The organism is Pseudomonas arabinosi (assembly GCF_047758675.1).
Taxonomy (GTDB): domain Bacteria; phylum Pseudomonadota; class Gammaproteobacteria; order Pseudomonadales; family Pseudomonadaceae; genus Aquipseudomonas; species Aquipseudomonas arabinosi.
Genome location: NZ_CP180480.1, coordinates 3,635,418 through 3,661,722 on the forward strand (window position 1 = coordinate 3,635,418; position 26,305 = coordinate 3,661,722).

The 26,305-nt window shown below is 58.7% G+C and carries 25 protein-coding genes and 1 pseudogene; 8 read left to right on the plus strand and 18 right to left on the minus strand.

Annotated features, from left to right (window positions below; all coding sequences use genetic code 11):
• Nucleotides 1-47: 47 nt before the first annotated feature.
• The 4 genes from ACMXYJ_RS17090 to ACMXYJ_RS17105 form a co-directional block, all read right to left on the minus strand.
• Nucleotides 48-2,450 (minus strand): acyl-CoA reductase, encoded by a 2,403-nt coding sequence (locus tag ACMXYJ_RS17090; RefSeq protein ID WP_415756108.1) that lies wholly within the window; start codon nucleotides 2,448-2,450, stop codon nucleotides 48-50.
• A gap of 1 nt (nucleotide 2,451) precedes the next feature.
• Nucleotides 2,452-3,582 carry an acyl-protein synthase gene (locus tag ACMXYJ_RS17095; protein WP_415756109.1) on the minus strand — a complete coding sequence of 377 codons (1,131 nt, stop codon included), beginning with the start codon at nucleotides 3,580-3,582 and terminating at the stop codon, nucleotides 2,452-2,454.
• 21 nt (nucleotides 3,583-3,603) lie between these two features.
• Nucleotides 3,604-4,845: an MFS transporter gene (locus tag ACMXYJ_RS17100; protein ID WP_415756110.1), complete on the minus strand. Its 1,242-nt coding sequence runs from the start codon at nucleotides 4,843-4,845 to the stop codon at nucleotides 3,604-3,606.
• Nucleotides 4,846-5,119: 274 nt separating this feature from the next.
• Nucleotides 5,120-5,257 carry a hypothetical protein gene (locus ACMXYJ_RS17105; protein ID WP_008155215.1) on the minus strand — a complete coding sequence of 46 codons (138 nt, stop codon included), beginning with the start codon at nucleotides 5,255-5,257 and terminating at the stop codon, nucleotides 5,120-5,122.
• A 157-nt stretch (nucleotides 5,258-5,414) separates the two neighbouring features.
• Here ACMXYJ_RS17105 and ACMXYJ_RS17110 point away from each other — a divergent pair, with 157 nt between their 5' ends.
• Complete coding sequence (locus ACMXYJ_RS17110) at nucleotides 5,415-5,603, plus strand: hypothetical protein (protein WP_010460665.1); 189 nt, start codon at nucleotides 5,415-5,417, stop codon at nucleotides 5,601-5,603.
• A gap of 19 nt (nucleotides 5,604-5,622) precedes the next feature.
• Here ACMXYJ_RS17110 and ACMXYJ_RS17115 read toward each other — a convergent pair whose 3' ends face one another.
• Entirely contained in the window at nucleotides 5,623-5,994 is a 372-nt protein-coding gene (locus ACMXYJ_RS17115) for a fe2+ zn2+ uptake regulation protein (RefSeq protein ID WP_415756111.1), read from the minus strand.
• 245 nt (nucleotides 5,995-6,239) lie between these two features.
• On the opposite strand from ACMXYJ_RS17115, the gene ACMXYJ_RS17120 reads away from it, so the two are divergent.
• Complete coding sequence (locus tag ACMXYJ_RS17120) at nucleotides 6,240-8,585, plus strand: bifunctional acylase PvdQ (protein ID WP_415756112.1); 2,346 nt, start codon at nucleotides 6,240-6,242, stop codon at nucleotides 8,583-8,585.
• A 57-nt stretch (nucleotides 8,586-8,642) separates the two neighbouring features.
• On the opposite strand, the gene ACMXYJ_RS17125 is transcribed toward ACMXYJ_RS17120, so the two are convergent.
• From ACMXYJ_RS17125 to ACMXYJ_RS17135, 3 genes and pseudogenes are all read right to left on the minus strand, one after another.
• Nucleotides 8,643-9,644: a FecR family protein gene (locus ACMXYJ_RS17125; RefSeq protein ID WP_415756113.1), complete on the minus strand. Its 1,002-nt coding sequence runs from the start codon at nucleotides 9,642-9,644 to the stop codon at nucleotides 8,643-8,645.
• Nucleotides 9,645-9,741: 97 nt separating this feature from the next.
• Nucleotides 9,742-11,373, minus strand: a complete 1,632-nt coding sequence (locus ACMXYJ_RS17130) for a hypothetical protein (RefSeq protein WP_415756114.1) — start codon at nucleotides 11,371-11,373, stop codon at nucleotides 9,742-9,744.
• 139 nt (nucleotides 11,374-11,512) lie between these two features.
• Nucleotides 11,513-12,196: pseudogene (locus ACMXYJ_RS17135) on the minus strand (dermonecrotic toxin domain-containing protein); the annotation flags it as partial.
• 230 nt (nucleotides 12,197-12,426) lie between these two features.
• Between ACMXYJ_RS17135 and ACMXYJ_RS17140 the strand changes: the two are divergent.
• A complete protein-coding gene (locus tag ACMXYJ_RS17140; protein ID WP_415756115.1) occupies nucleotides 12,427-13,467 on the plus strand; it encodes an Ldh family oxidoreductase in 1,041 nt (346 codons plus the stop codon).
• An 88-nt stretch (nucleotides 13,468-13,555) separates the two neighbouring features.
• Here ACMXYJ_RS17140 and ACMXYJ_RS17145 read toward each other — a convergent pair whose 3' ends face one another.
• On the minus strand, nucleotides 13,556-13,873 hold the full coding sequence (locus tag ACMXYJ_RS17145; RefSeq protein ID WP_123364977.1) for a DUF883 family protein: 318 nt from the start codon (nucleotides 13,871-13,873) through the stop codon (nucleotides 13,556-13,558).
• A gap of 165 nt (nucleotides 13,874-14,038) precedes the next feature.
• On the opposite strand from ACMXYJ_RS17145, the gene ACMXYJ_RS17150 reads away from it, so the two are divergent.
• Complete coding sequence (locus ACMXYJ_RS17150) at nucleotides 14,039-14,290, plus strand: hypothetical protein (RefSeq protein ID WP_008155229.1); 252 nt, start codon at nucleotides 14,039-14,041, stop codon at nucleotides 14,288-14,290.
• On the opposite strand, the gene ACMXYJ_RS17155 is transcribed toward ACMXYJ_RS17150, so the two are convergent.
• Entirely contained in the window at nucleotides 14,265-15,200 is a 936-nt protein-coding gene (locus ACMXYJ_RS17155) for a LysR family transcriptional regulator (RefSeq protein WP_415756116.1), read from the minus strand. The two genes, ACMXYJ_RS17150 and ACMXYJ_RS17155, sit on opposite strands and share 26 nt — an antisense overlap.
• Nucleotides 15,201-15,285: 85 nt before the next feature.
• On the opposite strand from ACMXYJ_RS17155, the gene ACMXYJ_RS17160 reads away from it, so the two are divergent.
• On the plus strand, nucleotides 15,286-16,209 hold the full coding sequence (locus ACMXYJ_RS17160; RefSeq protein ID WP_415756117.1) for a carbon-nitrogen hydrolase family protein: 924 nt from the start codon (nucleotides 15,286-15,288) through the stop codon (nucleotides 16,207-16,209).
• A gap of 148 nt (nucleotides 16,210-16,357) precedes the next feature.
• Here the strand turns inward: ACMXYJ_RS17160 and ACMXYJ_RS17165 are convergent, their stop codons facing one another.
• From ACMXYJ_RS17165 to ACMXYJ_RS17200, 8 genes are all read right to left on the minus strand, one after another.
• A complete protein-coding gene (locus tag ACMXYJ_RS17165) occupies nucleotides 16,358-16,903 on the minus strand; it encodes a GNAT family N-acetyltransferase (RefSeq protein WP_415756118.1) in 546 nt (181 codons plus the stop codon).
• A gap of 27 nt (nucleotides 16,904-16,930) precedes the next feature.
• Entirely contained in the window at nucleotides 16,931-17,404 is a 474-nt protein-coding gene (locus tag ACMXYJ_RS17170; protein ID WP_415756119.1) for an LEA type 2 family protein, read from the minus strand.
• Nucleotides 17,405-17,540: 136 nt separating this feature from the next.
• Complete coding sequence (locus ACMXYJ_RS17175) at nucleotides 17,541-18,620, minus strand: nucleoside hydrolase (RefSeq protein ID WP_415756120.1); 1,080 nt, start codon at nucleotides 18,618-18,620, stop codon at nucleotides 17,541-17,543.
• Nucleotides 18,621-18,732: 112 nt separating this feature from the next.
• The gene (locus ACMXYJ_RS17180) at nucleotides 18,733-20,043 is read right to left on the minus strand and encodes an MFS transporter (protein ID WP_056739956.1); all 1,311 of its coding nucleotides are present in this window, start codon (nucleotides 20,041-20,043) and stop codon (nucleotides 18,733-18,735) included.
• Nucleotides 20,044-20,285: 242 nt separating this feature from the next.
• Nucleotides 20,286-20,918 carry an N-carbamoylsarcosine amidohydrolase gene (locus ACMXYJ_RS17185; protein ID WP_415756121.1) on the minus strand — a complete coding sequence of 211 codons (633 nt, stop codon included), beginning with the start codon at nucleotides 20,916-20,918 and terminating at the stop codon, nucleotides 20,286-20,288.
• A 12-nt stretch (nucleotides 20,919-20,930) separates the two neighbouring features.
• Nucleotides 20,931-21,683 carry a maleate cis-trans isomerase family protein gene (locus ACMXYJ_RS17190; RefSeq protein WP_008149891.1) on the minus strand — a complete coding sequence of 251 codons (753 nt, stop codon included), beginning with the start codon at nucleotides 21,681-21,683 and terminating at the stop codon, nucleotides 20,931-20,933.
• Nucleotides 21,684-21,702: 19 nt separating this feature from the next.
• Nucleotides 21,703-22,521: an alpha/beta fold hydrolase gene (locus tag ACMXYJ_RS17195; protein ID WP_415756122.1), complete on the minus strand. Its 819-nt coding sequence runs from the start codon at nucleotides 22,519-22,521 to the stop codon at nucleotides 21,703-21,705.
• A complete protein-coding gene (locus ACMXYJ_RS17200) occupies nucleotides 22,518-23,666 on the minus strand; it encodes an FAD-dependent monooxygenase (protein WP_415756123.1) in 1,149 nt (382 codons plus the stop codon). Before ACMXYJ_RS17200 ends, ACMXYJ_RS17195 begins: the two co-directional genes overlap by 4 nt.
• 312 nt (nucleotides 23,667-23,978) lie before the next feature.
• On the opposite strand from ACMXYJ_RS17200, the gene ACMXYJ_RS17205 reads away from it, so the two are divergent.
• The 3 genes from ACMXYJ_RS17205 (at nucleotide 23,979) to ACMXYJ_RS17215 (ending at nucleotide 26,304) form a co-directional block, all read left to right on the plus strand.
• Nucleotides 23,979-25,031: a 2,5-dihydroxypyridine 5,6-dioxygenase gene (locus ACMXYJ_RS17205; protein WP_415756124.1), complete on the plus strand. Its 1,053-nt coding sequence runs from the start codon at nucleotides 23,979-23,981 to the stop codon at nucleotides 25,029-25,031.
• Nucleotides 25,032-25,183: 152 nt separating this feature from the next.
• The gene (locus tag ACMXYJ_RS17210) at nucleotides 25,184-25,666 is read left to right on the plus strand and encodes a MarR family winged helix-turn-helix transcriptional regulator (protein WP_415760748.1); all 483 of its coding nucleotides are present in this window, start codon (nucleotides 25,184-25,186) and stop codon (nucleotides 25,664-25,666) included.
• A gap of 161 nt (nucleotides 25,667-25,827) precedes the next feature.
• Nucleotides 25,828-26,304: a (2Fe-2S)-binding protein gene (locus ACMXYJ_RS17215; RefSeq protein ID WP_056739967.1), complete on the plus strand. Its 477-nt coding sequence runs from the start codon at nucleotides 25,828-25,830 to the stop codon at nucleotides 26,302-26,304.
• Nucleotide 26,305 lies beyond the last annotated feature (1 nt).

Sequence of the window (26,305 nt, forward strand, 5' to 3'; positions counted from 1 at the left end):
CAGGTATCTGGTTAAAAAAACAAGGTCGCGGAATAAGCAGTCGATTTTTATTGTCTTTGATCGATGATCAGCGGTGTCTTGCCACTGTGTTTGTTTCGGGTGAACTCATGTTCGACACACACTTCAATTTCCACTATTAACAACGCGGCGCTCACGGCATTCGCCACGGCTATATGTGTCATTAGTTGGTTATAAACTTGGTCGGCATCAGCATCCGCTCGGACTCGCATGCGTTCGACGCCGTTGGCGGTGTGGTCCAGAAGAACTTGAATGGGTAAACCCACACTTTGTTGCAGAGCGGAAGGCGAAATGAATTCCGTGCCGATTCGCACCAGCTTGCCGTGCCGCTGCAGCAGCTCGAATCGCGGTGAATCCAGTCCGCAGGGGCAGGTGCCGGGCATCCAGCGACCGGTATCGCCTATTTCATATCGACGCACGGTTTGATCTTGCCGGGCGAGGGAAGTAAAGACCAGACGACCTATTTCATTGTTCTGCACCGGTACGTCCTGTTCGATCTGTACGATTTCCAGGTGCTGGATGTCGCTCATCAAGTGAAACACGCCATCCGCTGTTGCCGCGCAGGCATGCCCCAGGGGACCGGCGTCAACGGAGCCATAGAGTGCAGAGCGAATGGTCGAGACTCCACAGCTTTCCATCAGGCGCCGACTGGCCTCTCCCGGATGCTCTCCGCCGAGGAACACTTTGCCAATGCGCGCGTACGTGCGAAGTCGGGCCTGCTCGGTGAAAAACAGTCGGTGCAAGGTACTCGGCATGCCGATCAACACGGTGATGCCCCGGTCTACGATCAATTGGGCGATTTCGCTGAAGTCATCCTCCTGGGGCGCCCCCATGGGGAAATGCGTAACGCCCATCTGTTCAAGGATTGTGGAAAAACTGAAGAACCCGCCGTACAGGTTGCCGCTGTAGAACAGATTCATGACTCGGTCTTGTGACGGATCCAGCCCGGCAGCGAACATGCCATCAGCCGCGGCGCGCATCTCTCGTTGATAAACGCGATAGCTTAAACCGGTCAGGGCCGGGGTCCCGCTGCTGCCTCCGGAGCGGAAATACAACTGTGCCGCGGGGTCAATCGGCTGGGCCGTGAAGGTGTCTTTGTCCATGATCGGATCATTGGCGGTGTCGGCGGGTGGTGGAACCGGGTCGAGCGTTGCTCGGCCCGTCGAAACATCAGGGGCCAGACTCACCGAGAGACGGCGACTCAGGCGCGACAGTGCATAGACACCATCGTGGGGTTCACCGGCGTAGCCGTCATGTATCGACGCGCAAGGCGCAATGCGGGTAACACCGGCGTTGACCAGTGTTCGAACGAGCTCGGGCGTTTCGACCGGGGTGCACATCAGCGCGCAGCTTTGCAACACCGTGCGCCAGGGCAGCAGTGTCTCTGCGATCAGGTGCCGGGGTACTGGCTTCAGCACAATCGTACGAAACAGCGGCGACGGCGCGAGCGTTTGATGGTGCTCCCAGATCACACGCCACCCGAGGCCGTTCCAGACCTGGCCGGTCTGGTTCGTGAAACAGTGTTCCAGCCGCGCCATGGTCGTGCGGGTGGTGATCTCGCAAGCTTCCGGGTCTGTGGGAACCAGCGCTGGCCAATGGGCCGCGCGACGCTTGAAGGCTTCGGCCAGACGCTCCCCCAAATCCTTCAGGACTGCCGGATCGTTGCTGTCCACCAACACCCATTGCGGGCTGGAACACGCCTGCTGATCGAAAAGACAGACTTCATCAACCAACGCATCCATCGTCGAAAGACTCGCCGCGTCGGGCGATAGATAGGCAAAGCTGATCCTGTGCCCCCAGTCGATCCAGCGGCATCCTGCCGGGATTTGCTGTCGAATCGATTTAAGCGCCTTTTCCCCACCCCAGGCTGACACGCCATCGGCTTGAGCGCAGAGTCGGGGTATTTGAGAGGTGCTCACCGGTAAAACCGCGACGAACTCAGCGAGCCTGCCGCTGATGTCGCAGCGCACAAGGGCGGCCAGCAACTGTGCGGTAAAACCCTCATCATTTGAGCTCGGGCGTAGCCAGTTGATGTTGCCGGCCAGCAGGCCTTCGATGACTGCGCAGAATGCGAGCATTGGCGCATTGCCCGGTGTGACATGCACCACCAGCCCCAAAGGGTGCCAACTTTCGAAGCTCGGCTGTTGGTAGTCGATACGCCTCAGCGAACGAGCGTGTACGCCCAATTCGCGCTCCAGCTTTGTGCTCAGGTTACCGGGCTGGCAGAAATCGATAAGCCCCTGGCGTTGATCGTCTTCGAGGGACAGATCAAGACTGCGACTTTGTAATTGCGTGGCGAAACGGGCCGCCGACTCGATGACGGTATCGCTGTCGATCGGCGTAGAAAGCAGCCGAGGCAAATGTTTCTGAAGGAGGTCGAGGGCGCTTTCCAGGGAGATGTCGTCACGCAATTGGCCATTGATCAAGTACATATCAAACTCCTTCGAGCAGTTCTGAGGCGGCCATGGCACAGCTGCGACTTGCGGTGGTGCCGGCACGTCCGTGCAGCTCGAACCAATCGGTCGCCAGGCCGCATCCGCAACTGGCGCCTGGGTGCAATGTCGCCAGATCGCCCATCACCACTGCATGCGCCGGGCTTGACGAGATGTACGGGGAGACGAACTCCAGCAAGCCGCGCTGGCCGTATGGCTGGACAGTGAAATCGGATGGGTTGCGCACAAAAACCTTCGAATAAACCGGGACATGGAAATGATGGTGGGCGCACTGGAGATAAGGCACGGCATGCTCCACCGCGCCGTAGCCGTCTCGACAGCGGGACAGGTCGACACCCAATTGGCGGTGAATTCGGGCATACAACTCAAGCAACGGGATTTCCTGCGCGGCCTGGGTTTTCCAGCCGCAGCCCAGAAGCACCAGTGACTGTGCAGGTAACTTGAGATTCGGCGCATTGGTGTGTTCCATTTGCTGTAGAGCATGCGAAAGGAACGCTGGAAATCCGAGAATTCGAACGGGTAAGCCTTCGTCGGCAAACTCCTGCAAGGCGCGAATAACACCAAACAGGTCGAACTCATGACCTTTACGGGTCAGGCGCAATCCGAATACAACCCGGTTGACGGGTGCATAGCTGCAGAGAAACTGGTCGGTATAAGCGGTGCCCAAGGTGTTGGCAGCCTCGGGTTCGTAGCTCAGAAGCAAGTAATTGCAGGGGCTGTGCGGGGTATCCCAGCTGTAGTGGCGGAAAATGTGGCTCACCATGCCCTGGGCGGCGGCCATGCTGCGAGTGTCATAGCGCATGCGACTCTTCTGGCCGCTGGTACCCGATGATGTCAGCTCCAGCGCGCCTTCGCCGGTGGGGCCGAACAACAGGTGACGTTTGAAATAGTTGGCGAAGATCGGCGGCAGTCTTGACCAGTCATCCAGTGTTTCGAGGTCCTGGGCATCAAGTCCGTTGGCGTTTAGCCAGCGTTCGTAACCGGGCGTGTGGTGACAATGAAACAGGCTGATTTCCCCCATCGCATGGTCGAACAGGCCGTCGGGCACGGAATCCAGGCAATAGGGTTGCGTTAACGCGCAGAGCGCATCGGTGTGGGGTAAATGGATCATTAAAAGACCTACTGTGTGGTGTCAGACGGCAAGCGCGATGTGAGAGCGCCGCAGAAACAGGCTTAGGGGTGCCAGGCTCAGCAGCCCCGCGATACCCGCCATCAAAGCGAAGGATTCGTGGCTGTCACCGGCACCGGCGGCGGCAATAAGCGAGCCGCCGCCGCCCATGACGGCGATCGAGATCATGCCGATCATGGCCGAGACCAGACCTTTGCTGTCGTCGCTGGCGAACAGTGCAAGCCGGTACAGCGCAGCATTGCTCATGCCAAGCCCCACGGCGTAGAGCGCCAGGCAACTGATCAGCACGGCTGTCGAAGCGCCGTAGACGCTGACGGCGACTAACGAGATGAGCCCGCCACAAAACGGCCACAGCGCGTATCGAATCAGTTGTGACAATTCAGCGTTGGCAATCAGTCGGTTGAGGATCAGATTGCCGAGAATGACTGCCGCGAACACCGGGATTTGCCACAGACCATAGTGCCGCGTTGAAAGCCCCTGGTTGTGGATCAGCAAGAGCGGCGCCAACCCGATCCAGGCAATCAACGGCAGGCTCATCACGCCCAGCGCGACAGCGGCGCACAGGAATCGCGGGTTAGTCAGCAACGCTGCATAGCGGCGCAGGGTGCCGTGCCATTCAAAGCGTACGGCTTCCAGTCGCTGACCGTCGTGGCGCAGGGTGCCCACGGTTTCCGGCATGAACAGGTAAAGCGCGAGCCAGACCATCACGCCGCCGAGACCCAGCATTAAAAACAATTCCCGCCAGGACAACCATTCCAGCAGCAGACTGCCGAGCAACGGCCCCAGAAGCGGGGAGAGCAGTGCAACGTTCCCCAGCAACGCCATGATTTTGACCGCGTCGGCTTCGCAGAAAACTTCTTGCAGGGCTGGGTAGCTGACCGCGATGACAAACCCCAACCCCATGCCCTGAATCAGTCGCAAGCCATTGAACGCGTAAATGCTCTGCACGTTGAACGCGGCGGCACAGGCCAGGGTGAATACCGCGCAACCGATGAGCAACATCCGGCGGCGACCGAAATGATCGGACAGCGGGCCAATAAGCCATTGCAGAAGAATGCCGCCGGCCAGATAAAGATTGAAGGCGTAGGGGACGTGATCAGGACTGGCATCCAGTTGACGGGTGACGGTCAACATGGCCGGCATAATCATGTCGCTGGCCATATAAGTCAGAAGTTCGAAAAACGTTATTGCAAGGCAAAAGCCAAATAAATGGTGAGGGCTTATATTGATTAAAGGCTTGTGCATGGCATCCCTGTCTTTGCTGAAAAATTAATAACGGGCTTATTGCGATGCACCGAGAGTAATCATCGAATATGAATAGCTCAAATGGACGATTGAGACCGAAAGCTTCAATGGTTATCGCTATGTTTCGACGTGCACAGAGAAGGAAACAAGAAGTGAATATGCATGTACGAAAAATACCCGCAACAGGGCGGGCATTTGTTCGGTAGTTATTGGGTGGGGTATTTATCTTACGAATGAATGTTCAATTACTCACGCTTTATGACACAACCAACCATCATCGATGCTGGTAATAACCCGGCCCGCCACGGTCGTAATGGTGACCGCCGTGCCAGCCGCCGTGGGGGAAAACGATGCAACCGCTCAGTGTCAGGAGAGCGAGCAGGGGAATCAGCAGTGTGATTCGACGGAACATTTCTAAATCCTCATGGTTATCGCCACTATGAAGCCAAATCTCTTCATCGGCTGTAACATGAGACCCCGTTTGTAGCGCCCCATCCCCGGAGAAAGGTAAGGGCTTGGCATGCGTTCTGATACAAATCGGATACATTTTTCAGGTTCAGGAACTCGCAATGACTCAGTCGCAACGTTTGAAATACTCGATTCTGATCTCCCTCGTGGTGTTGGGGATCATGTTCGGCCTTTCGTATCTGCAAAACGCAGGCGTCATCAGCGAGAAGCTGTTTCAGTACATCGCCATCGGCGTGGCGGTGATCGTGGTGGTGGTCAATGGCGTGATGCGTCGCAAGGTCAAACCCTGAACGACGCACCTTGAGCGGATCACTCGCGATGGAGCATGGCTGCAGCGTGCGGATGCAGGCTGTAGCTTTTGTCCGGATTGAGCGTGATCACGCCTTCGCTGCACAAGCGTTTCAATACTTCCCGCACGCTGAGAAATGACAGGGGGATATCCAGGTCCAGCAAGTGCGTGTGCACGCCGCGCACGCCAAGGCTGCGGTCGCTTTCGGCGGCGGTCAGCAAGGCGTCGATGACTTTGAGGCGGATCAGACTGGTTCGCAGACCAAAGCTCTTGAGCAGCAGCCTGATCCGCTCGTTGCCGTTGCGTTCACTGCGTTGACTAAAAACACTGGAGCCCATGGCAGAGCCCATTGGCGCATTGCTACCGTCCGTTGGCAGTTGCGAGTTGTACATGCAAAAACTCCTTTTCCGAGCCGGCCAGGAAATGTGATGGGTGCTCTCATTCAATAAGACGTATGAGCAGGGCAAATAATGAAGCCTCCAATGTAGAAATTTTGTCGCCATCACGTCAGTGGCCTGTGAGATGCCCGTGAAAAGCGCCTTTCACGGCCTAAATTTTTTGTCATTTGTTTCGTTTCCAGGGGAAGGCGCAGTGCGTGTATGACGCAGGGTGTTTGTCTTTTCGATCAGGAGCGAGCGTGATTATTTCCAGGCAGTTAACCCGGTTGAGCCTTGCAGGCGTGTTGGCAGGCTTGAGTCTTGCGGCAAACGCACTCAGTCAGCCGGAGCAGGCGAGCGCCGACATTCGCCGGACCAGTTTCGGTGTGCCGCATATCCGTGCCGACAACGAGCGCGGGCTCGGTTATGGCATTGGTTACGCTTACGCTCAGGACAATCTGTGCCTGTTGGCCAATGAAATCACCACCGTGAACGGCGAACGTTCACGCTATTTCGGCCCGGATCAGTTCACGGTCGAAGAACGCGGAAACCTGGTCAGCGATCTGTTTTTCAATTGGCTGAACACGCCACAGGCCGTCGAGGGTTTCTGGCAGGCGCAAACCCCGGCAGTGCGCGATCTCATTGACGGTTATGTGGCGGGCTACAACCGTTCGCTGACAGAGCGTCGGGCGCAGGGTTTACCGCCGCAGTGTCAGGGCGACTGGGTACGCGAGATTACCGCCCAGGATCTGGTCAAGTTGACCCGGCGTCTGCTGGTTGAAGGCGGAGTAGGGCAGTTTGCCGAAGCATTGGCCGGCGCAACGCCCCCTAAAGCCGTGGCTCATGTAGCAGGCGAACCCGCGTCGTTCCAGATGGCCGCCTCGCGCATGCAGCGGTTTGCCCTGGATCGCGGCAGCAATGCGGTGGCGATTGGCAGTGACCGTTCTTTCAACGGCCGCGGCATGTTGCTGGCCAATCCGCATTTCCCTTGGGTCGGCGGGATGCGTTTCTATCAAATGCACCTGACCATTCCCGGCAAACTGGACGTCATGGGCGCGGCGCTGCCGGGGCTGCCGATGATCAACATCGGTTTCAACCAGCACCTGGCGTGGACCCACACCGTGGACTCGTCCAAACATTTCACCTTGTATCGCCTGCAACTCGATCCCAAGGATTCAACCCGTTATCTGCTTGACGGCAAGTCATTGCCCATGAAGAAACAGACCCTGACCGTGGACGTGAAACAACCGGATGGCCAGACCCGACCGGTTTCTCATGTGGTCTACAGTTCGCAGTTCGGCCCGATCGTGCAATGGCCCGGAAAACTCGACTGGGACAACCAGTTTGCCTACAGCCTGCGCGATGCCAATCTGGATAACGACCGGGTCTTGCAGCAGTGGTATGCAATGAACCGCGCGGTCAGCCTCAAGGACTTGCAGGCCTCGGTGCACAAAATCCAGGGGATCCCATGGGTCAACACTTTGGCGACGGATGATCAGGGACAGACGCTGTACATGAACCTCTCGGTCGTGCCGAACGTCAGTGCCGACAAACTGGCCAGGTGCAGTGATCCGCGGGCCGGGTTGCAAATGATCGTCCTCGACGGTTCCAACAGTGCGTGTGCCTGGGACATCGACCCGGCGGCTGCACAAAAAGGTATTTATGCCGCCGACAAATTGCCGCAGCTGTTGCGCAAGGATTTTGTGCAGCACTCCAACGATTCGGCCTGGATGGCTAACCCGGCGCAACCGCTCACCGGATTTTCGCCACTGATCAGCCAGGACGGCCAGCCATTGGGGCTGCGCTCACGCTTTGCACTGGATCGCCTGAACACGTTGAACAAGGCCGGCCCGATAGCAGCGACAGATCTGCAACACATGGTGATGGACGATCAGGTGTATCAGGCGGCTCAAGTGATGCCGGACCTGCTGCGGTTCTGTGAGGTGGCACTGGGTACCGATGCGCCAGCGCTCACGCCGCTGTGTGCCAACCTCAAGGCTTGGGATCGCAGTGCGAATCTGGACAGTGGTCTCGGGCTTGTGCATTTCCAGAATGTCATGGAGTCGCTACAGCAAACGCCTGATCTCTGGCGTGTGGCGTTCGATCCGAAAGACCCGCAACACACCCCGCGTGGCCTGGCGGTCGATCGTCCGGAAGTGGCGAATGCTGTACGCGAGGCGATGCTGGCGTCGGTCGCGCAGGTGAACAAGATGAGGCTCAACGCTGATAGCCGCTGGGGTGATATCCAGATGGTCAGCAGTGGCGGCCAGCAGACGCCGATTCACGGTGGACCTGGCACTCTGGGGGTTTATAACGCCATTCAGAGCGTGCCGAGAACCGACGGTAAACTCGAAGTCGTCAGCGGGACCAGCTATTTGCAGGTGGTGACTTTCGATGACAAGGGACCGCAGGCCCAGGGCCTGCTGGCATTCTCGCTATCCAGTGATCCCGCCTCCCAGTACTCCAGAGACCAGACCCTGGCGTTTTCCAGGAAACAGTTGAGTGTGTTGCCGTTTACCGAGCAGCAGATCACGTCCGATCCGCAGTACCAGGTTCAGACGATCCGCGAGCATGACGAAAAAGCCGGGAAGGTGGCCGCACAGTAACGCTGAAGATGCTTGAACCAGAAAATGAAGGCCGCACCCCGCAAAGGGTCGCGGCCTTCAGCTTTTTGGGGTTTGTCGCGGAATGGAATTGAGGACCGGATTGCCATCCTTGTTGCGGGTCAGGTAGACCGGCAACACCTTGGGCAGGGACGCCACCAGGTTGTTGAGCTCTTTGATGTTGTAGATGCCGCCGATGCGAATCGAGCCGGTGCTGTTGTCGGCCACCATCACCGGTTTGTTCAAGTAGCGATTGATCAATGGCAGTGCGTCGGTCAGCGCCAGGTCATCGAGCACCAGTTTTCCGCTGCGCCACGCCAGTGAGTTGTCATTGTCGTAGGTCTGACTGATCCGGGGAGTGAAGTCGCCGCGTCTAAAGCTCGCCTGCATTGCTGGCTCGAGGCGCAAACCGTCACCCGCAACGGCGTCGTTACTGCTCACCAGCACCGAGCCTTCGATCAGGTTCACGCGCACTTGATCTTCATACATCCAGACGTTGAATTTGGTTCCGGTGACTCGAATCCTGCCTTCGGCTGCTTTGACAATGAAGGGGTGTCGAGTGTCGTGACTGACGCTGAAGAAGGCTTCGCCTTTTTTCAGCGTGATCCGACGTTGATCCTTGTAGTTGCTGAACGTCAGCTCACTGCCCAGGTTCAGTTCCACCTGACTGCCATCGCTCAGAGTGACCTGGCGGACATTGTCGTTCGCCTCGAAATGTTGGTAGGAATTGGGCAGCCAGCCCAGGTTCCAGCCGCTATAGGCCGCCAATGGCAACGCCATGGCGCAAACCGCGGCGGCGATACCGAAGGTGCGCCAAGGTGTAGCAGGTTTGGCGCGGACCATCGGGACCACGGTTTCTGGACGCGGCAGGTCACCCGCGACATCCCAGATCTCCAGCATGGCCTGGTACTCGAACGCGTGAAGCGGATGAGCGTCATGCCATTGCTCGAACGCCAGCCGCTCTTCAGCCGTGCAATCGTTGGCGTGCAGACGCATGCACCAATGCGCAGCGGCATCGGTGACAGCGTCATATTCGGCTTGCGAGAGAGGGTTGTCGGTCATTGACTCATCCTGATTTCCTGCATTCTAACCTTGTGAGGAAGTCTGCGAGAACAACCGTCATGGCAATTGCCCATCAAACGGGCACTTATTTTTCGATTCACGGGGTGCTGGTGTGCAATTGGCGCCCCATATGACTGATGAGCCATGCAACGCTGTCGGCGTTGCCGAGTTGCACCTTGAGTCTGACCAGTGGATCTCTCTTGAAAATACTACGGGCACCGCTCAGGTTTTCTCCGCCGGTCAAGGTCAATATATGTGCTTTGACCCGATCAGTGTTTTCATAAGAAGTGCTGCCCGGATCCTCCCACACACCGGTATCAGGATCTTCGGTCATGAACAACTGAGTCAGGGGGGTCTTGATCGAGAGTGCAGTGTCCTGAAGCGTGGTCAACGCGTTCTTGAGGTCACTGGCGGTTGCGCTGGTCGTTGCGATCAGATGGGAGAATGGTCTGCCGGAATCGAGGTAAGCAATGTCTTCGGTGTTGCAGACGAGGTGGGAAAGCTCATGAATAAGGGTTACTGCTCGGGCATGCATGTTGATAGGGAAGGCAGGGTCGGTGAGATGTGGGCGGTAAATGTCGAAACCTGTGTCGAAGAATTTTTCTGCCAGATAAATTTTCCGCGTTGCATCCGTTGGAACGGTGAAACCGAATGATGCTTGCGCGCCACTGATCAGCCTGCCAATTACAAAACGACTGGTCTTTGGCTTTCTGAGTGCGGGGTCCAACAAGGCCGCAAAAATGTCACTGATGACTTTTTCAAGCTGCTCCACATGCGTGGACTGCACTTGCGGCACATCAATAAAATCCATGATGAGTTGATGCACGGGGGTCACCGTGTTGTCGGAAGACTTCAGCAATTGCAGGTTTTGAAAGCAGTTCCAGGCATAGGTGGTTGCCAGGTCCAGCGCTTCGTCAATCTGACGAAACTTTTGCGGAAACAGTCGACGGATTTCGGGCATTCCATTGGCATCGACGTTCATGCCCTTCCAAACCGACAATGCGGTGCGCAACCGATTTCCGATGCTGAAACGGGGCGCTGGCGTTTGCCTGTCCAGAACCCATTGTTTCGACACGTTCTGACTCAGCCGAGGACCGCGAATGTGTGTGTCGGCGATACGCCAGTGTTTGCCGAGCTTAGCGACCGGATATACCTTTCCTTCAACCGGTGCGTAGGTTTTTTTTGTCGTCGGATGGGTATAGAGCCCAAGACTTGAGTTTAATGTGAGCGAATTCAGGTCGACGTCGATGCTTTCATGACGCTTCAACTGCGTACGTTCGGGGGCTGTAATAGCAACGTTCTGCCATTTGAACCGGGTATCGGGCGTTTCTGGCGCAGGTGCACTTGGCGTAGAAGATGGCTTCGCTCGCGTTTCCAGCGATTGTCGCAACGTGGCGAGTTGTGCAATGCCGCTGATGAACGCTTTTATCGCGGGGCGCCATTTGTGCGTTTGGAGGTCTTCGGCGGATTGCTTGATGTCGCGATAACTGCGGCACACCGTAAGCGGGTAGGCAAGCTTGCCCGTCAGGAACGTAAATGCCTCATGCAGATCTTCACCCAGCACATGCTTGATGGTTGCCCATTCGCCCTGCTTTTTGTCATCGGACTGACAACCGAGCAATCGGACTAATAACTCGACGTTGTCGTTGAACAAGTGTTTGAACAGATTCCCCTTGATCGGATTGGACGCCAGCGTCACTTCGGGGAGGCGGTTACTGGAGGTCACCATCCTGTACTCAAGCAGTATCCGATCAGGCTGCGAGAGGTTCATGAGTACCCAGTCGAGCAGACCGCCGCGAGTCTAAAACTGCAAGAGCGCCTGAGCGAGACGGGGTTTGATCTGATACGCCAAGTCATGGACATGCCTGCGAGGAAAACGTGTGTTGGTAGTCGCTGTTGTCGAAGGCTGAAATCGTATTGACGACGTTCTTCAGTCGAGTAAGGCGCTGGTCCAGTTTGGGGAACGGTTTGTACAACGCGTTCTTGAGGGTCTCGTCCAGCATCGATTGCAGCGTTGGCAGCTTGACCAGATCGCCCATCATCGTCTTGATGTTCTGAGCCTGATTGCGCTCCAGGGTGAGTTTCTGGTCCTGGAACACCGCACCTTCAATTATGTGCGTGGCAATATCTGGCGCAGTGGTGGCGGGTAAAGCGGTGCGTTGTTCGATGGAGAGAAAACGCAGTAGCTCACGCTTGCCGGTGGCTTGCGGCAACCACTCCTTGAACTTGCTTTTGAGGTCGTCCATGTCCGCGAATTTGATCAGGCCTTTCCACGGTGTGTAGAGCGTGACTTCTCCATCGTTGGGCCGGCTCATGGCAAAAGCGCCGGCCAGGGGGATATCGGGTGCATCAGGCACGCTTAAAAGCAGCTGGGCGACGTGCATGGGCGTGCTATTGGCGATACGGATTTCATGCGTCGCCAGATAAACAACCTGCAACCACTTCAGGTCATCAAGCGTGAAGGACAGTGCCTTTTCGCGTTCACCGGGCTGTTTGGCTTTGGATGCAAGTACTGCTTCGTCGAAAAAATACGGCAGTGGGGGAGCAATCATGGTTTTCCTCGATGTGCTGCGATCGGCGGGTAATCGCAGGCTGTTGGATTGAGGAAAAACAGTACGGTCAGTGGAAGGCTCGGGTGCGGTACATATTGCTTGATCCAAACAGGCTGTCGAGACTTGACAGGAAGCCGGTAGAACAGCGCTTAATCGACAACTGTTTTGGGTTGCCCTGCAACCTCGCTTCACCCTGTTGCCCGTACTCAATAATAAAACTGGAGCTTCAGATGACCGCAACGCCCGAAGTGGCCGTCAGTTCGAACACTCAAACGCTCGATTTCGACGCGCTCGTTCTTTTGCTTGAGCAGATTTTTCAGCGCCATGGCACCAGCGCCGATGTCGCCAGAACACTGGCCCTCAACTGCGCCGGTGCCGAACGCGATGGCGCCCATAGCCATGGCGTGTTCCGCATTCCCGGTTACGTGTCGACGCTCCAGAGCGGCTGGGTCAATGGCCAGGCCGTGCCGGTGGTCGAGGATGTCGCCTTGGGTTTTGTCCGGGTCGACGCTGGTAATGGTTTCGCCCAGCCGGCCCTCGCAGCAGCGCGCGCCTTGCTGGTGGAAAAGGCCCGCAATGCCGGCATTGCGGTGCTGGCGATTCGTAACTCCCACCATTTCGCCGCCTTGTGGCCGGATGTCGAGCCCTTCGCCTATGAAGGCCTGGTGGCGCTGAGCGTGGTCAACAGCATGACCTGCGTGGTGCCGCACGGCGCCGACCGTCCGCTGTTCGGGACCAACCCGATTGCTTTCGCGGCGCCTCGGGCTGACGGTGATCCGATTGTCTTCGACCTGGCGACCAGCGCCATTGCCCATGGCGATGTGCAGATCGCCGCACGCAAGGGCGAGCGTTTGCCGCCAGGCATGGGTGTAGACGGTCTTGGCCAGCCGACCCAGGACCCGAAAGCGATTCTTGAGGGCGGTGCGTTGCTGCCGTTTGGCGGGCATAAAGGTTCGGCGCTGTCGATGATGGTCGAGCTGTTGGCGGCGGCGTTGACCGGCGGCAATTTTTCCTTCGAGTTCGATTGGTCGAACCATCCGGGGGCCAAGACGCCGTGGACGGGCCAACTGTTGATCGTGATCGACCCGAGCAAGGCGGCCGGGCAGAATTTTGCCGAGCGCAGCCAGGAACTGGTCCGGCAGATGCACGGGGTAGGGCTCAAGCGTTTGCCGGGTGATCGACGTCACCAACAGCGGGCCAAGTCCAGCACCGAAGGCATCCGGCTTGATGCTCAGACGTTGGCGAGTTTGCGGGAATTGGCCGGGCTCTGAGTCCTGCACAGTCTGCATAGAAGCCGGGCATGAAGAAGGCGAGCTGCGTGCTCGCCTTTTTGCCGGGTACTGATTAAAACGGGGTCGCTTAACGCCGACCCAGCAACAACCCGACTACCAGGCCGAAACCGGCAGAGATCGCCACGGTCTGCCACGGATGACCACCGATGTAGGTTTCAGTGGCTTCGACCGCAGGTTTGGTCCGGTCACGAACGCTGGTGACGGAGTCCCGCGCCTGTTGAAGTTTCTGGGCGATCTGCCCACGAAGTGTGTCCGCTTCCTCTCCGACGAGCGAGGCACTGCTTTTGAGCAGCTTTTCCGACTCTTCGATCAGAGCCTGAAGTTCGCTGAAGGCTTGATCCTTGATCTGGTCTTCGGCGACTTGTGCGGCGGTTTTCCGGGCCATTGAGGTACTCCTTGCAGATAAATGGACAGTGAACAGTGGAGTCTGTCGTCAGCGAAAAAGTTGCAGTGGATTTTCGCGTTGACTCAACCCTGAGGAAAAATCCTGAGTCGGACATTTCTTCCTACAGTGTAAGATGTCGCCTATTTTACGCAGCAGGTAACTCCCATGAGCTTCAATCTGGCCGACAAACCCCTTGCCGAGCGCGCTGCGCTTGAAGATGAGAAATCCCGTCTGTTCGATCTATGGCAAAGCAACCTGGGCAAGTCCAAGGGCGAGGCCGCGCGGTTGTTCGGTGAACGCGCCAAGCGCAAAGGCAAATGGGCCGAGTGGGTCCGTGCCGAACTCGACGGCATGTCGCCCCCGGAATTCGCGAACATGGTGCGCAGTGAAGTCAATCGCCTGATGGCTGCCAAGTAGCGCTCGCGAAGCTCGCGACAATCGCTTCCCGCACTTTCAGCACCACCGGATCAAGCTGTGTACTGGTGCGCCAGCCCAATTCGATCGGGTATCGCGGCAATGCCAAAGGGCAGGGCAGCAGCGCCAATCCGCTGAGTGAGGCAATGCTTTGCGCCGCATGGGCTGGAATGGTCGCCACGGCCTGACTGCCCTTGAGCAAGTGCGGCAACGCGGCAAAATGTGTGGTCGAAGCGCATACCCGCCGACTCAACCCCAGCGCCGCCAGCCCCTCATCGGTGATCCCGATAAAGCCGCCCGACGACACCAGAATGTGCTCGCGGGCGACGAACTCATCAAGGCTGAGGGTCTGCTGTCCCTCGGCCAGGCTGAGCGGGTCCACCAGGCACAGATAACCGCCTTCTCCCAGCACCTGACGGCTGAGCAAGCGCTCGGCAAACCCACCTGCGGTGATCGCCAGATCAATGCTGCGTTCCATCAATGCCTGGGCGACGATCTGGCTGTGGGTCTGACGAAAGATCAGCCGCAGCTTCGGCGCGACGCGGGCGATCTCCTCGATCAGCCGGCGCCCATAAGCAATTTCGAAATCATCGGACATCCCCACGGTCACCGAGCGCCCGTCGTAATGGTGGGCGGCCGGATCGACCATCGCCAGGCTCTGCCGGCATTTGTTCAGGGCATCGCTGACCACCGGTTTCAACTGGTTGGCCTTGAGCGTGGGCGCGAGGCCGCGGCCGGTGCGCACGAACAACTGATCGCCATACACCTCGCGAAGCCTTCGCAGTGCCGCGCTGACCGCCGATTGCGTCACGCCCAGACGCAACGCGGCCCGGCTGGCGCTGGACTCCTCGTGGAGCGCTTCGAAGACTTTCAGCAGGTTGAGATCGACGGTGGAGATATTCATATGGTTCATATCATTCAGCAGCAAACGGGGCTTTATTGATGATCCCGTGGCGCCGGAGAATGAGCAACACCTCATTGCTTTCGGAGTTACTGCGATGCCCAAGTCAATCGTTGCTGCACTGCAAATCGGTGCCTTGCCCGGTGGCAAGGCACAGACCCTGGAGCAGATCCTTGCCTGGGAAAACGCGATTATCGAATCCGGCGCTGCGCTGGTGGTGATGCCCGAAGCGTTGCTCGGCGGTTACCCCAAAGGCGAGGGCTTTGGTACTCAGCTGGGTTATCGCCTGCCGGAAGGGCGTGAAGCCTTTGCCCGGTATTTCGCCAATGCGATCGACGTGCCCGGCGCGGAAACCGAAGCGTTGGTCGGGCTGTCAGCGCGTACCGGCGCCAACCTGGTGATCGGTGTCATCGAACGCGCAGGCAGCACGTTGTACTGCACCGCGTTGTATTTCGATCCGCAGGCCGGGCTGGTCGCCAAGCACCGCAAACTGATGCCCACCGGCACCGAGCGGTTGATTTGGGGTAAAGGTGATGGCTCGACGTTGCCGGTGATCGATAGTCAGGTCGGGCGGATCGGCGCGGTGGTGTGTTGGGAAAACATGATGCCGCTGCTGCGCACCGCGATGTACGCCAAAGGCGTGGAAGTCTGGTGCGCGCCAACGGTGGATGAGCGGGAAATGTGGCAGGTCAGCATGCGCCATATCGCCCATGAAGGACGCTGCTTTGTGGTCAGCGCCTGTCAGGTTCAGGATTCACCGCAAGCCTTGGGCGTGGAGATCGCCAACTGGCCGGCGGGCCGGCCATTGATTGCCGGTGGCAGCGTGATCGTCGGGCCGATGGGCGACATTCTGGCGGGGCCGCTACGTGACAGCGCCGGTTTGCTCACCGCAGAAATCGACACTGACGATCTGATCCGCGCCCGTTACGACTACGACGTAGTGGGGCACTACGCGCGCCCGGACGTGTTTGAGTTGACGGTGGATGAGCGGGCCAAGCCTGGCGTGCGTTTCACCGCATGACCCTGTGGAAGCGGGCTTGCTCGCGAAGGCGGAGTGTCAGTCGACAGTAGAGTTGCCTGACCCACCACTTTCGCGAGCAAGCCCGCTCCCACATTGGATTGGTGTCGAGCACGAGTTGTGTGACTGGCACCGCTCCCACATTGGATCTTCAGTGCTGCTGTAGCCACTCTTCACGGGTGATTTCCCAGAGGTCTCTGGGGAATCGCCCGCTGACGAAGTCGCCCTCATCGCTGCGGATCAAGCGCATGCCGGTGCGTTCCGAGAGTTTGCGCGAGCCGAGGTTGGGCGCTGCTTTCGGTACCCGCATCACGGATCGGCCGAGTGTTTCGAACCAGTACTCGGTGGCCGCCGCACTGGCTTCGGTCATCAAGCCTTGACCTTGCCATTTTGGTCCGAGCCAGAAGCCGCGGTTGTTGTCCTGTTCATCCATCAGGCTGATATTGCCGATCAGTTGCTCCGGCGCCGACTTCAGGCGAATCGACCAGTGCCACTCGTTGCCTGCGGCAATCGCCGACAAAGCGATGTCACGCAGATAGGTCAGCGCGCCGTCGGCAGGGTACGGCCAAGGTACCAAGGCGTTGAGATAACGCACCACTTCCCAGTGCGGGAACTGTTGCTGGATGGCTTCGGCATCGGATAATTCCAGCGGGCGCAGGATCAGGCGTTCGGTGTACAGCGTGGGTGTGACTTCCATGTTCTTTGTCGCTCCTTGAGTCGTGAATTACCAGGTGCCGGTCGTCGACGTTGGCAGGCTGAGTTTGCCACTGTCTACGAAACGCATCGTGCCGAACAAGCCGCCCGCGAGTTTGCCGCGCAGGACGTAGGGCAGGTTGTCGAGGGTTTGGGTTTTGCTCAGGCCCAGGGTCTGGCGCAGCACGGAGAACGCCGAAACACTCACCGGCACGGTCAGCACGGTTTCGGAAAAGCGTGCAATCGAGCCCGATTGATCGCTGACGCCGGAGGCGAGTGGCTGGCCGTTGACTTCCAGGTCCAGGGCCACACCGTTGTAATTGATGGCGGTTTCGTTGGGGTTTTGTACGCGTATTTTCACGGCAAAGCGTACTTCCATGTCCTGGCTTTGCAACGGCTCGAAGCCGACCACGTTGATGTTCAGCGGGTCACGATTGGGAAGCAGGGCGCAGGCGCTCAGGGAGAGCAACAGCAACGAGAGGGATAAAGCGAGGAGTCTGCGCATGAAGGGTTCTCGACAGAAAAGGGACCGAACCGCTGACGGCTCGGCCCTTGAGCAACGTTCGGCGGTTCACCTGTGCGACCACGCTCACTGTGAGGGGTTCGCCGCAAGCTGTCACTTCTTCATGAGCGGCGCGGCATCAGCTGCCTTTGACCGGTGTCGGCAAGGTCACAAGATTCACATAATCATCCCAGAACTGCTTCTGGTCGATGGCAAACACCACCTTGGCTTTTTGCGTGCCCATGGGTGGATTTTTCTTGTAACCCAGGGCACGACCGTAGTCGGCACCGAACTGGGCATTGACATCGACCCACAGCTCGCGGGATTCGGTGACGATGCCCGGCTCGACCAGAAACAGGGCCGGCAGGCTGTCCCAGGTAAAACTGTGATAGCCGGGGTCTTTGTTGAACAACGGCGCGAATTCGTGTTTGTACAGATCGGCAATTGGTCCTGTCCGGGCGATGACGCGCTGGTAGATCGAGGCATCAAAGGTGACTTTTTCGCACACATCGTTGGGAAAAATGACGTGTTCGATGGGTGAGCGCAGGACGATCTTCGCCGCCTCGGGGTCGAACCACCAGTTGAATTCGGCGGCCGGTGTGGTGTTGCCCGGAATCTCGATGGCCCCGCCCATGTACACGATGCGTTTGATCAACGGCACGATGTCGGGGGCGGAGCGAATGGCCAGGGCGATGTTGGTCAGCGGGCCGACCGCCAGCAACGTCACCTTATGGGGATTGGCGCGCACGCTGTCGACGATGAACTGGGCGGCGGTTTCCTTGCGCAATGAGGTGTGGGTCGCCAGGCCATCCGGCGGGGCGATCAGTTGCGCAGCGGAAGTCGGGCGCGGCGCCTTGAAAGCACCCGGCCAACCAGCCCCGAACAGGGCTTTTTCCTGCGGATAGGTGGCGAAGTCATGAAGCAACGGGTAGGCCGCGCCGGAATAGACGCCGACGTCCTTTTCCACACCCATGCGCTCTACCGCCTTGAGGGCATCCACCTGTTCCTGGTCGACCCAGGCGTTGCCGCTGACCAGGGTCATGCCGAGCAGCTCGATGCGTTTCTGGGCGTGGAGCTGGACGAGCATGATGAAGGCCTGGCCATCATCGTTGAGTACGTTGAAGTCGGTGTCGAAGATGACTTTTTCCGCCGCTTGCAGGGAGCCGGCGCAGAAGCCGGCAGCGACAAGCAGGGCACAGCGTTTGATGAAACCTTGCATGGGGACTCACCTGATAATTTGAATGAACACCCGTAGGAGCACGGCTTGCCGGCGAAGGCGTCCTTGAGATCGCCATCGCCGACAAGCCGTACTCCTACAAAAGCGGTGGGGATCAGCGGTTGACCAGTTTGGCCGGCAAGGCGATCACCAGAAAGCTGCTGAGAATCAGGCAGCCGGCAAAGAACCACAGCGCACCGGCGCTGCTGCCAGTGACGTCGATGGCGACCCCCATCAGCGAGTTGCTGACCAGCCCGGCGATGTTCGCCAACGAGCAGGCGAGGGCGAAGCCGGTGGCCGCCGCAGTGCCTTTGAGAAAGGTCGCCGGCAGACTGAAGAACACCGGCACCGCGCCGATGATCGCCGCCGACGCGATGGCGAACAGTGCCACGGTCGCCACCACGTTGTGGACGAAGAACGGCGCACTGGCCATGGCGGCTGCGCCCACCAGAAACGGTACGATGATGTGCCAGCGACGTTCGCGGTGTTTGTCGGAGCTGGCGCCGATCAACAGCATGCCCAACAACGCGGCGATGCTCGGTAGCGCCGTGAGTACGCCGATGTGGAACGTGTCGCTGATGCCTGCATTGCGGATGAAGGTCGGCATCCAGAAACCCATGGCATAGGCACTGAGCAGGATCGAGAAGTCGATCCCGCCGAGCATCCAGACCTTCAAGTTGAAGAAGCCGTCGCGAAAACTGTGTTTGCTGTCCCCGCCACTGGCCTCATCGGCGCGCAGCTCTTGCTCCAGCAGGTTTTTTTCATCGTCGTTGAGCCATTTGGCCTGACGATAGTTGTTGGGCAGGGCCCAGAAGGTCAGCACGCCCAGCATGACACTCGGTACCGCTTCGATGAGGAACAGCCATTGCCAGCCATGCAGGCCGCCAAAGTTATCGAAATAACCCATGACCCAGCCGGACAGCGGGCCGCCAATCACGCTGGACAACGGCAGGCCGATCATGAACAAGGCGATGATGCGGCCCCGTCGATAGGTCGGAAACCAGGTCGTCAGGTAATACAGAACGCCTGGCAGAAAGCCTGCTTCGGCGGCGCCGAGCAAGAAGCGCAGGATGTAGAACTGAGTGGTGGACGTCACGAGCATGGTGCAGGCCGACAGCAGGCCCCAGGTGATCATGATGCGGGCGATCCAGATCTTGGCGCCGACTTTCTCCAGCACCAGGTTGCTCGGCACCTCGAACAGGATGTAGCCGACAAAAAACAGTCCGGCACCGAGGCCGAAGGCGGTTTCGCTGAAGTGCAGTTGATCGAGCATCTGCAGTTTGGCGAAGCCGATATTGATCCGGTCGAGGTACGCGGCCAGGTAGCAGAAGCACAGGAAAGGGATCAGCTTCCAGGTGATCTTGTGGTAAAGCGCTTGAATCGGGTCGGCGACCGTGGTCGCAGGTGCTGCATTCGCAATGGGCATTGGGTGTCTCCTGGCGGTGACTTATGGTTTTTATACAGCCGCTTTTTTCCAGCGCTCTGGCGCGCTGTAGCAAGCGACGTCCAAAGGCAGTGTCAGAAGACTGAGGGCCCATCTGTAGGAGCAAAGCTTGCTCGCGATGGCATCCTTGAAATCGCCATCGCGGGCAAGCCTTGCTCCTACAAGGTTTGCTCCTCAGTTTTTACCAAGACCTGCGCTCTATGGCGCGGTTCTTGTGGTACGCCTTACATTTTTTTGAAGTGCGCGATGGCCTCCTGCTTGCTGACGACATCGCCGTACTTGCTGTCGATATCGAACAGGTTGGCTTCATGGGGCGCCGGATGCCGGTCGCCGACGCACTCGCGCACGACGATGGTGCGAAAACCGTGTTGCACGGCGTCCACCGCTGTCGCCCGAATGCAGCCGCTGGTGGAGCAACCGGCCAGCACCACGGTGTCGATGCCTTGGGCGTGCAGCATCGAGGCCAGGCTGCTGCCGAAAAAGGCACTCGCGTATTGCTTGCTGATCACTACTTCATCTTCCTGGGGCCGTACCTCTTCGCAAAACGCCGCCAAGGGGTTGCCCTCGACCATATCTTTCATCACCGGAGCCTTTTTAACCCAGATACCACCGTCGGCGAAATGGCCGGGATGGTAGCGAATATTGGTGTGCACCACCGGGATGCCCTGACGACGGGCGCTGGCCAACAGTTCAACGCTTTCGGTCACGGCACTGACCACGCCGGATGCGAACAGCGGCGCCCCTTCGGTGGTGTAGCCACGCATGAAATCGATCATCAGCAACGCGGCTTTCTGGCCGAAACCGATGCGCTGGCCCCACACGCCCTGATAGTTGTCGTTGGCGGTTTGTTCGCTCATGTCGCTCACCTCTTAATAGGCGCCGGAGAGCAGGGCGCCTGCGCCGGGAACAATCGGTTCCAGGTCCAAGGCCTTGAGCATGGCGTAGGTGGTGGCAATGGCGGCGGTGAGTACCGGTTTACCGGTTTGCGCTTCGACTTGCGCCACCACGGGCAGTGACTGCATCTGCACGCAGGCCGAGAGCACGATCACGTCGACGCCCTCCAGGTTCATACCGGCCACGATGCCCGGCAGATTCGCCGGATCGTGACGGGCCACGGCGAGGTTGTCGGGAATTTCCAGTGCGCGCCAGTCCACGACTTCGAAACCTTCTGCGCGGATGTAATCCACCACCAGTTCGGTGAGGGGTTTCATGTACGGCGCGACGATAGCGATGCGTTTGGCTCCCAGCACTTTCAGGCCTTCGATCAAGGCGCCGGCGCTGGTAATGACCGGTGCGTTGCCGTCGTTATCGGCGGTGGCCTTGCGCAGCCGTTGCTCGGATTTGCGGTGATAACCCAGACCCATGGCCATGATCGCCACCAGGCACGCGTAACCCAAGACGTCGACCTTGGCGTCGGACAATTCCACGGCGCAGCGGTCGGATTCGCCGTCCATCGCCGCCAGCTCTTCCTTGCGCACTTGCTTCATGCGCATGCGGCTGGAGTGAAAGGTGAAGCGTTCCGGGCGGATCAACTGACGCGCGGTGAGCATCGCCGGGATCTCGGTTTCCATGGTGGTGTTGGAGCTCGGCACGATCTGGCCGATGCGGTAAGGCGTGAGCATAAAAGTCTCCCGATGGCTTTTAATTAAGGGCCGGATTCAGACGTGGGCCGAGGAAGTCACCGAAGGCGGCGAAGAAGCCTTCCAGGTCATCCCAGGGAATCATGTGCCCGGCGTTTTCGACGTGGACACTGCGAATGTTCGGTTGCAGGTCGAGTATTTCCGCTTCGTCCTCGGGCTGAATAACACCACCACGGCCGGCGATCATCAGTAACGCCGGGGGCTGGAGTTTCGGCAGGTCCTGGTGGAAATCCACGTCGTGGAAATCGTTGAAGGCCCGCACGATTGCCGGCTCGTAGCAGGTGTGCAGCCATTCGGCGCGCAGCTGCAGTTGCTCGTCGGTCCAGGTGGCACAGAAGGCGCGCATCGCCTCGGCGTCCATCCCGATCAAGGACTGGCGGATCGAATCGACGTACCACGGCAGTTTGCTCGGGTATTCGCGCCGGCCAGGGCCGGACACCGGTGGATCGATCAGCACCAGACGGTTCACCCCGGCCGGATGACGCACCGCGCTGCGCACGGCAAAACGGGCGCCCATGGAATGGCCGACCAAGTGGTAGCTATCCAGATTCATGGCCTGTGCGAAAGCGCCGATGTCGTCGGCGCAGGCGTCAGCGCTGTAGTCCAGCTCTGGGCCAGTGGAGGAGAGGCCACGACCGCGAACGTCCAGCACGTAAGTGTCGAAATGCTCGCCGAGTCGTTCCGCGACAAACCCCCAGGTGATCGCCGGGCTGGTGATGCCGGGAATCAGAATCAGCGCCGGGCCTTTACCGCCATAGCGCAGGTAGTGCTGGCGAATGCCGTTGGCCTGGACGTTACCGCCATGGATGAACGTACTCACGCGGCTACCCCCGATTTCAGCGGTTGGGCGTACAGGTCATAGCCGTAAACCCAGGCCGGATCTTCCTGGGTGCGAAGCCAGGTGTTGGCGTTGGACACGGACTGCACGCGGGAGGCGCGTTCCTTGCGGTTGGCTTCATAGAGTTCGAACGCGGTGCGGTAATCGCCGAGCCCGGTTTCCTGCAGGCAGCGGGTGAGCATCGCGGCGTCTTCGATAGCCATGCCTGCGCCTTGGGCCATGTGCGGCTTCATCGGGTGGCAAGCGTCGCCCAGAAGCACCAGTCGCCCACGGCTCCACAGCGGCAACGGGTTGCGGTTGCGCAACGGCCATTTGGTGACGCTTTCGGTGGATTCGATCAGCGCCTGGACCGTCGGGTGATACCCCAGGAACGCCTCAAACATTTCTTCGCGGCTGCTGTCGACGAACGCGCCCTGGAAATCCCACTCCGGATGCGGCACGCCGGTGACGTAGTAGTACTCATCGCGCTTGCCGGTGGTGTAGTAGACCATCATGTGCCGATCCTCGGTCCACCACTTGATGCAGTCTTCGAACTTCAAATCGTATTTGGCCAGTTGATCACCACGGATCAGCGCGCGATGCGCCACCCAGCCGCTATACAGCGGTTTTTCCGCGCCGAGCAACTCTTCACGAATCTTCGAATTGATGCCATCGGCGCCGATGACGATGTCGGCGTAGGTCACTTCGCCATCGCTGAAGGTCAGGCGCACCTGGCTGTCGGTTTCTTCCAGGGTTTCCAGGCGCTTATTGAAGTGCACGGTGCCGGGTTTGATCGTCGACATCTGCAGGGCGTGCAGGTCGCCGCGGTGCACGGTGATGTAGGACGCGCCGTATTCCTTGCGAGCGAAATCTCCCAATGGGATGCGTGACAGGTAATCGCCACTCAAGCCGTCACGGCTGAACCAGTGATCCGGATGTGAGCCCATCAGGTCTAGCTGTTGCTCGATGCCCATGCGCCGGAAGATTTTCATGATGTTGGGGCCCATGTGAATCCCGGCACCGAGGCGGGAGAACTCGGGGGCCTGTTCGTAGATGTCCACCTCAAACCCGGCTTGTTGCAGCAGCGTCGCAGCGGCTGCACCGCCCAGACCCGCACCGACGATGGCGATTTTTTGTATTCTTGCCATGGGGCTTGTTCCTCTTCTTCGAATGGTCGCTGGCGGTGTCGCCGCAAGGTTTTTAAAGTGTATACGCTATAAAATTTAAAAAGAAAGAGTTGTTTTGGAAAAATTATTTTCAGCCGTATTTGTCCGTGGTCACCAAATGTAACCAGTAAATATTGGATTTGTGTGAGTTTGTAACGTTATTGCCTGGCGCTTGCAGTCAGTCTTCTTTTAGGGTCTTATCGTTAATAAATGGCGTATACGCTATAAAAATGCACTAGAGTGAGGCGGGGCGCCTCGACTTGGTGCGCAACAAACGATCGAGGAGACAGGAAAATGCCGGTAAGCGATTGCGAATTGACCCAGATGTTCGAACACGTGTTGAAGCTGTCGAAGGTCGACCCGACCCAGAGCGTCGCCGTGCTCAAGAGCCATTATTCGAACCCGCGCACTGTGCGTGCGGCGATGGATGCGGCCCAGCGGCTGGGGGCCAAGGTCTACGCGGTGGAGTTGCCTTCGTTCAACCATCCGACGGCCATGGGTAATGACATGACGGCCTACTGCGGCGATACCGCGCTGACCGGCAATATCGCGGCGCAGCGGGCGCTGGAAGCGGCAGACTTGATCGTCGACACGATGATGCTGCTGCACTCGCCGGAGCAGGAGCAGATCCTCAAGACCGGCACGCGAATTCTGTTAGCTGTCGAACCCCCGGAAGTCCTGGCGCGCATGCTGCCGACCGAGGCTGACAAGGTGCGGGTGATGGCGGCGGAGCAACTGCTCAAACAGGCCAGATCAATCCACGTCACCTCCCGCGCCGGCAGCGATTTCCGTGCGGCGCTGGGGCAATATCCTTCGGTTACCGAATACGGTTTCGCCGATGAGCCGGGGCGTTGGGACCACTGGCCCAGCGGCTTTCTGTTCTCCTGGCCCAATGAAGAAACTGCCGAGGGCGTGCTGGTGCTGGATGTCGGCGACATTGTGCTGCCGTTCAAGAACTACACCCGGGAGAAAATCACCCTGGAAATCGAGAAGGGCTTCATCACCGAGATCCATGGCGGTTTTGAGGCCGAATACCTGCGTGACTACATGAAGTACTTCAACGATCCAGAGGTCTACGGTATTTCCCACATTGGCTGGGGCTTGCAGCCACGGGCGCAGTGGACGGCCATGGGGCTGCACGATAAAAACGATGGCATGTGCATGGATGCCCGGGCGTTCTACGGCAACTTCCTGTTCTCCACCGGACCGAATACCGAAGTCGGCGGCACCCGCAAAACCCCGTGTCACCTGGATATTCCATTGCGCCATTGCGATGTGTACCTGGATGACCAGGCGGTGGTGATTGGTGGGGATGTGGTGGCGCCCGAGGCTTCCCGGGTTCGCTGAATGTGTTTGCTGAAATGCTGAAACCTGTAGGAGCAAGGCTTGCCCGCGATGGCGATCTCAAGTGCGCTATCGCGGGCAAGCCTTGCTCCTACGGAAAGCGGGTCAGGTGTTTGCCCAACCCGCTCTTGAGTCCACCCGCCAACCTGTCCATCATGCCTTCCCACCACTTTTCGCTTTTCGAGTCTGCCGTGCCTGAAACTCCTGATTCTTCCTACGTTTTCTCCGAACAAGTCGGGCATTTGCTCCGCAAGGCCTATCAACGGCACATGGCGATTTTTCAGGCAAACGTCGGCGACTCCCAGCTCACCGCGGTGCAGTTCGTCACCCTGTGCGCCGTGCGTGATCACGGCCCCAGTTCGTTGACTGAACTGGTCAAAGCCACCGCCGTGGACCAGGCAACCATTCGCGGCATCGTCGAGCGGCTCAAGGCCCGGGAACTGATCACCCTTGAACCCGACCCGCAGGACCGGCGCAAAGTCATTGTCGGCCTGTCCGAAGCCGGCGATCGACTGGTGCAGCAAACCGTGCCTTGTGCCGGAAAAATCACTGAGCTGACCATGAGCAACCTCAACCCTGCAGAGCAGGTTGCCGTGCTGTTTTTGCTGCGCAAGATGATCGACGACCCACAGGACTGATCAGCCCGCTCGGTCTTTGGCATCGTTTTTGCTCTCTTTTCATGTAGTAACCACTTCACCACTCGAGTGTGTCGCGACGCCACAAACTGATTCTGGCCCGCGACCTTTTCTTCGACTTTTTGGTGTAGTGGATACTTCATCAACTGAAGCGGGCGAAGCGAATGACAAGCCAGGAAATCACGGTAGCGCTTGAAGTCAACGGCCACACCAGCACCGTCACCGCGATGGCGGATACGCCGTTATTGCTGATCCTGCGCAATGACCTGCAACTCAACGGCCCCAAGTACGGTTGCGGCCTGGGCGAGTGCGGTGCGTGCACGGTGATCATCGACGGCGTGGCGGCGCGTTCCTGCGTTTTTCCGCTGGCCGGCGCCGTGGACCGGCAAATCGTCACCCTCGAAGGGCTCGGCAACCGCGCCGATCCGCACCCGGTGCAACAAGCCTTTATCGATGAGCAGGCGGCGCAATGCGGCTATTGCCTCAACGGCATGATCATGACCGCCAAGGCCTTGCTCGACCGCATCCCGCACCCCAGCGAAACCCAGATCCGCAACGAGCTCTCGGCCAACCTCTGCCGTTGCGGCACCCATATCGAAATCCTCCGCGCGGTGCTGCGTGCCGCCCGTCAAACGCCTTGAA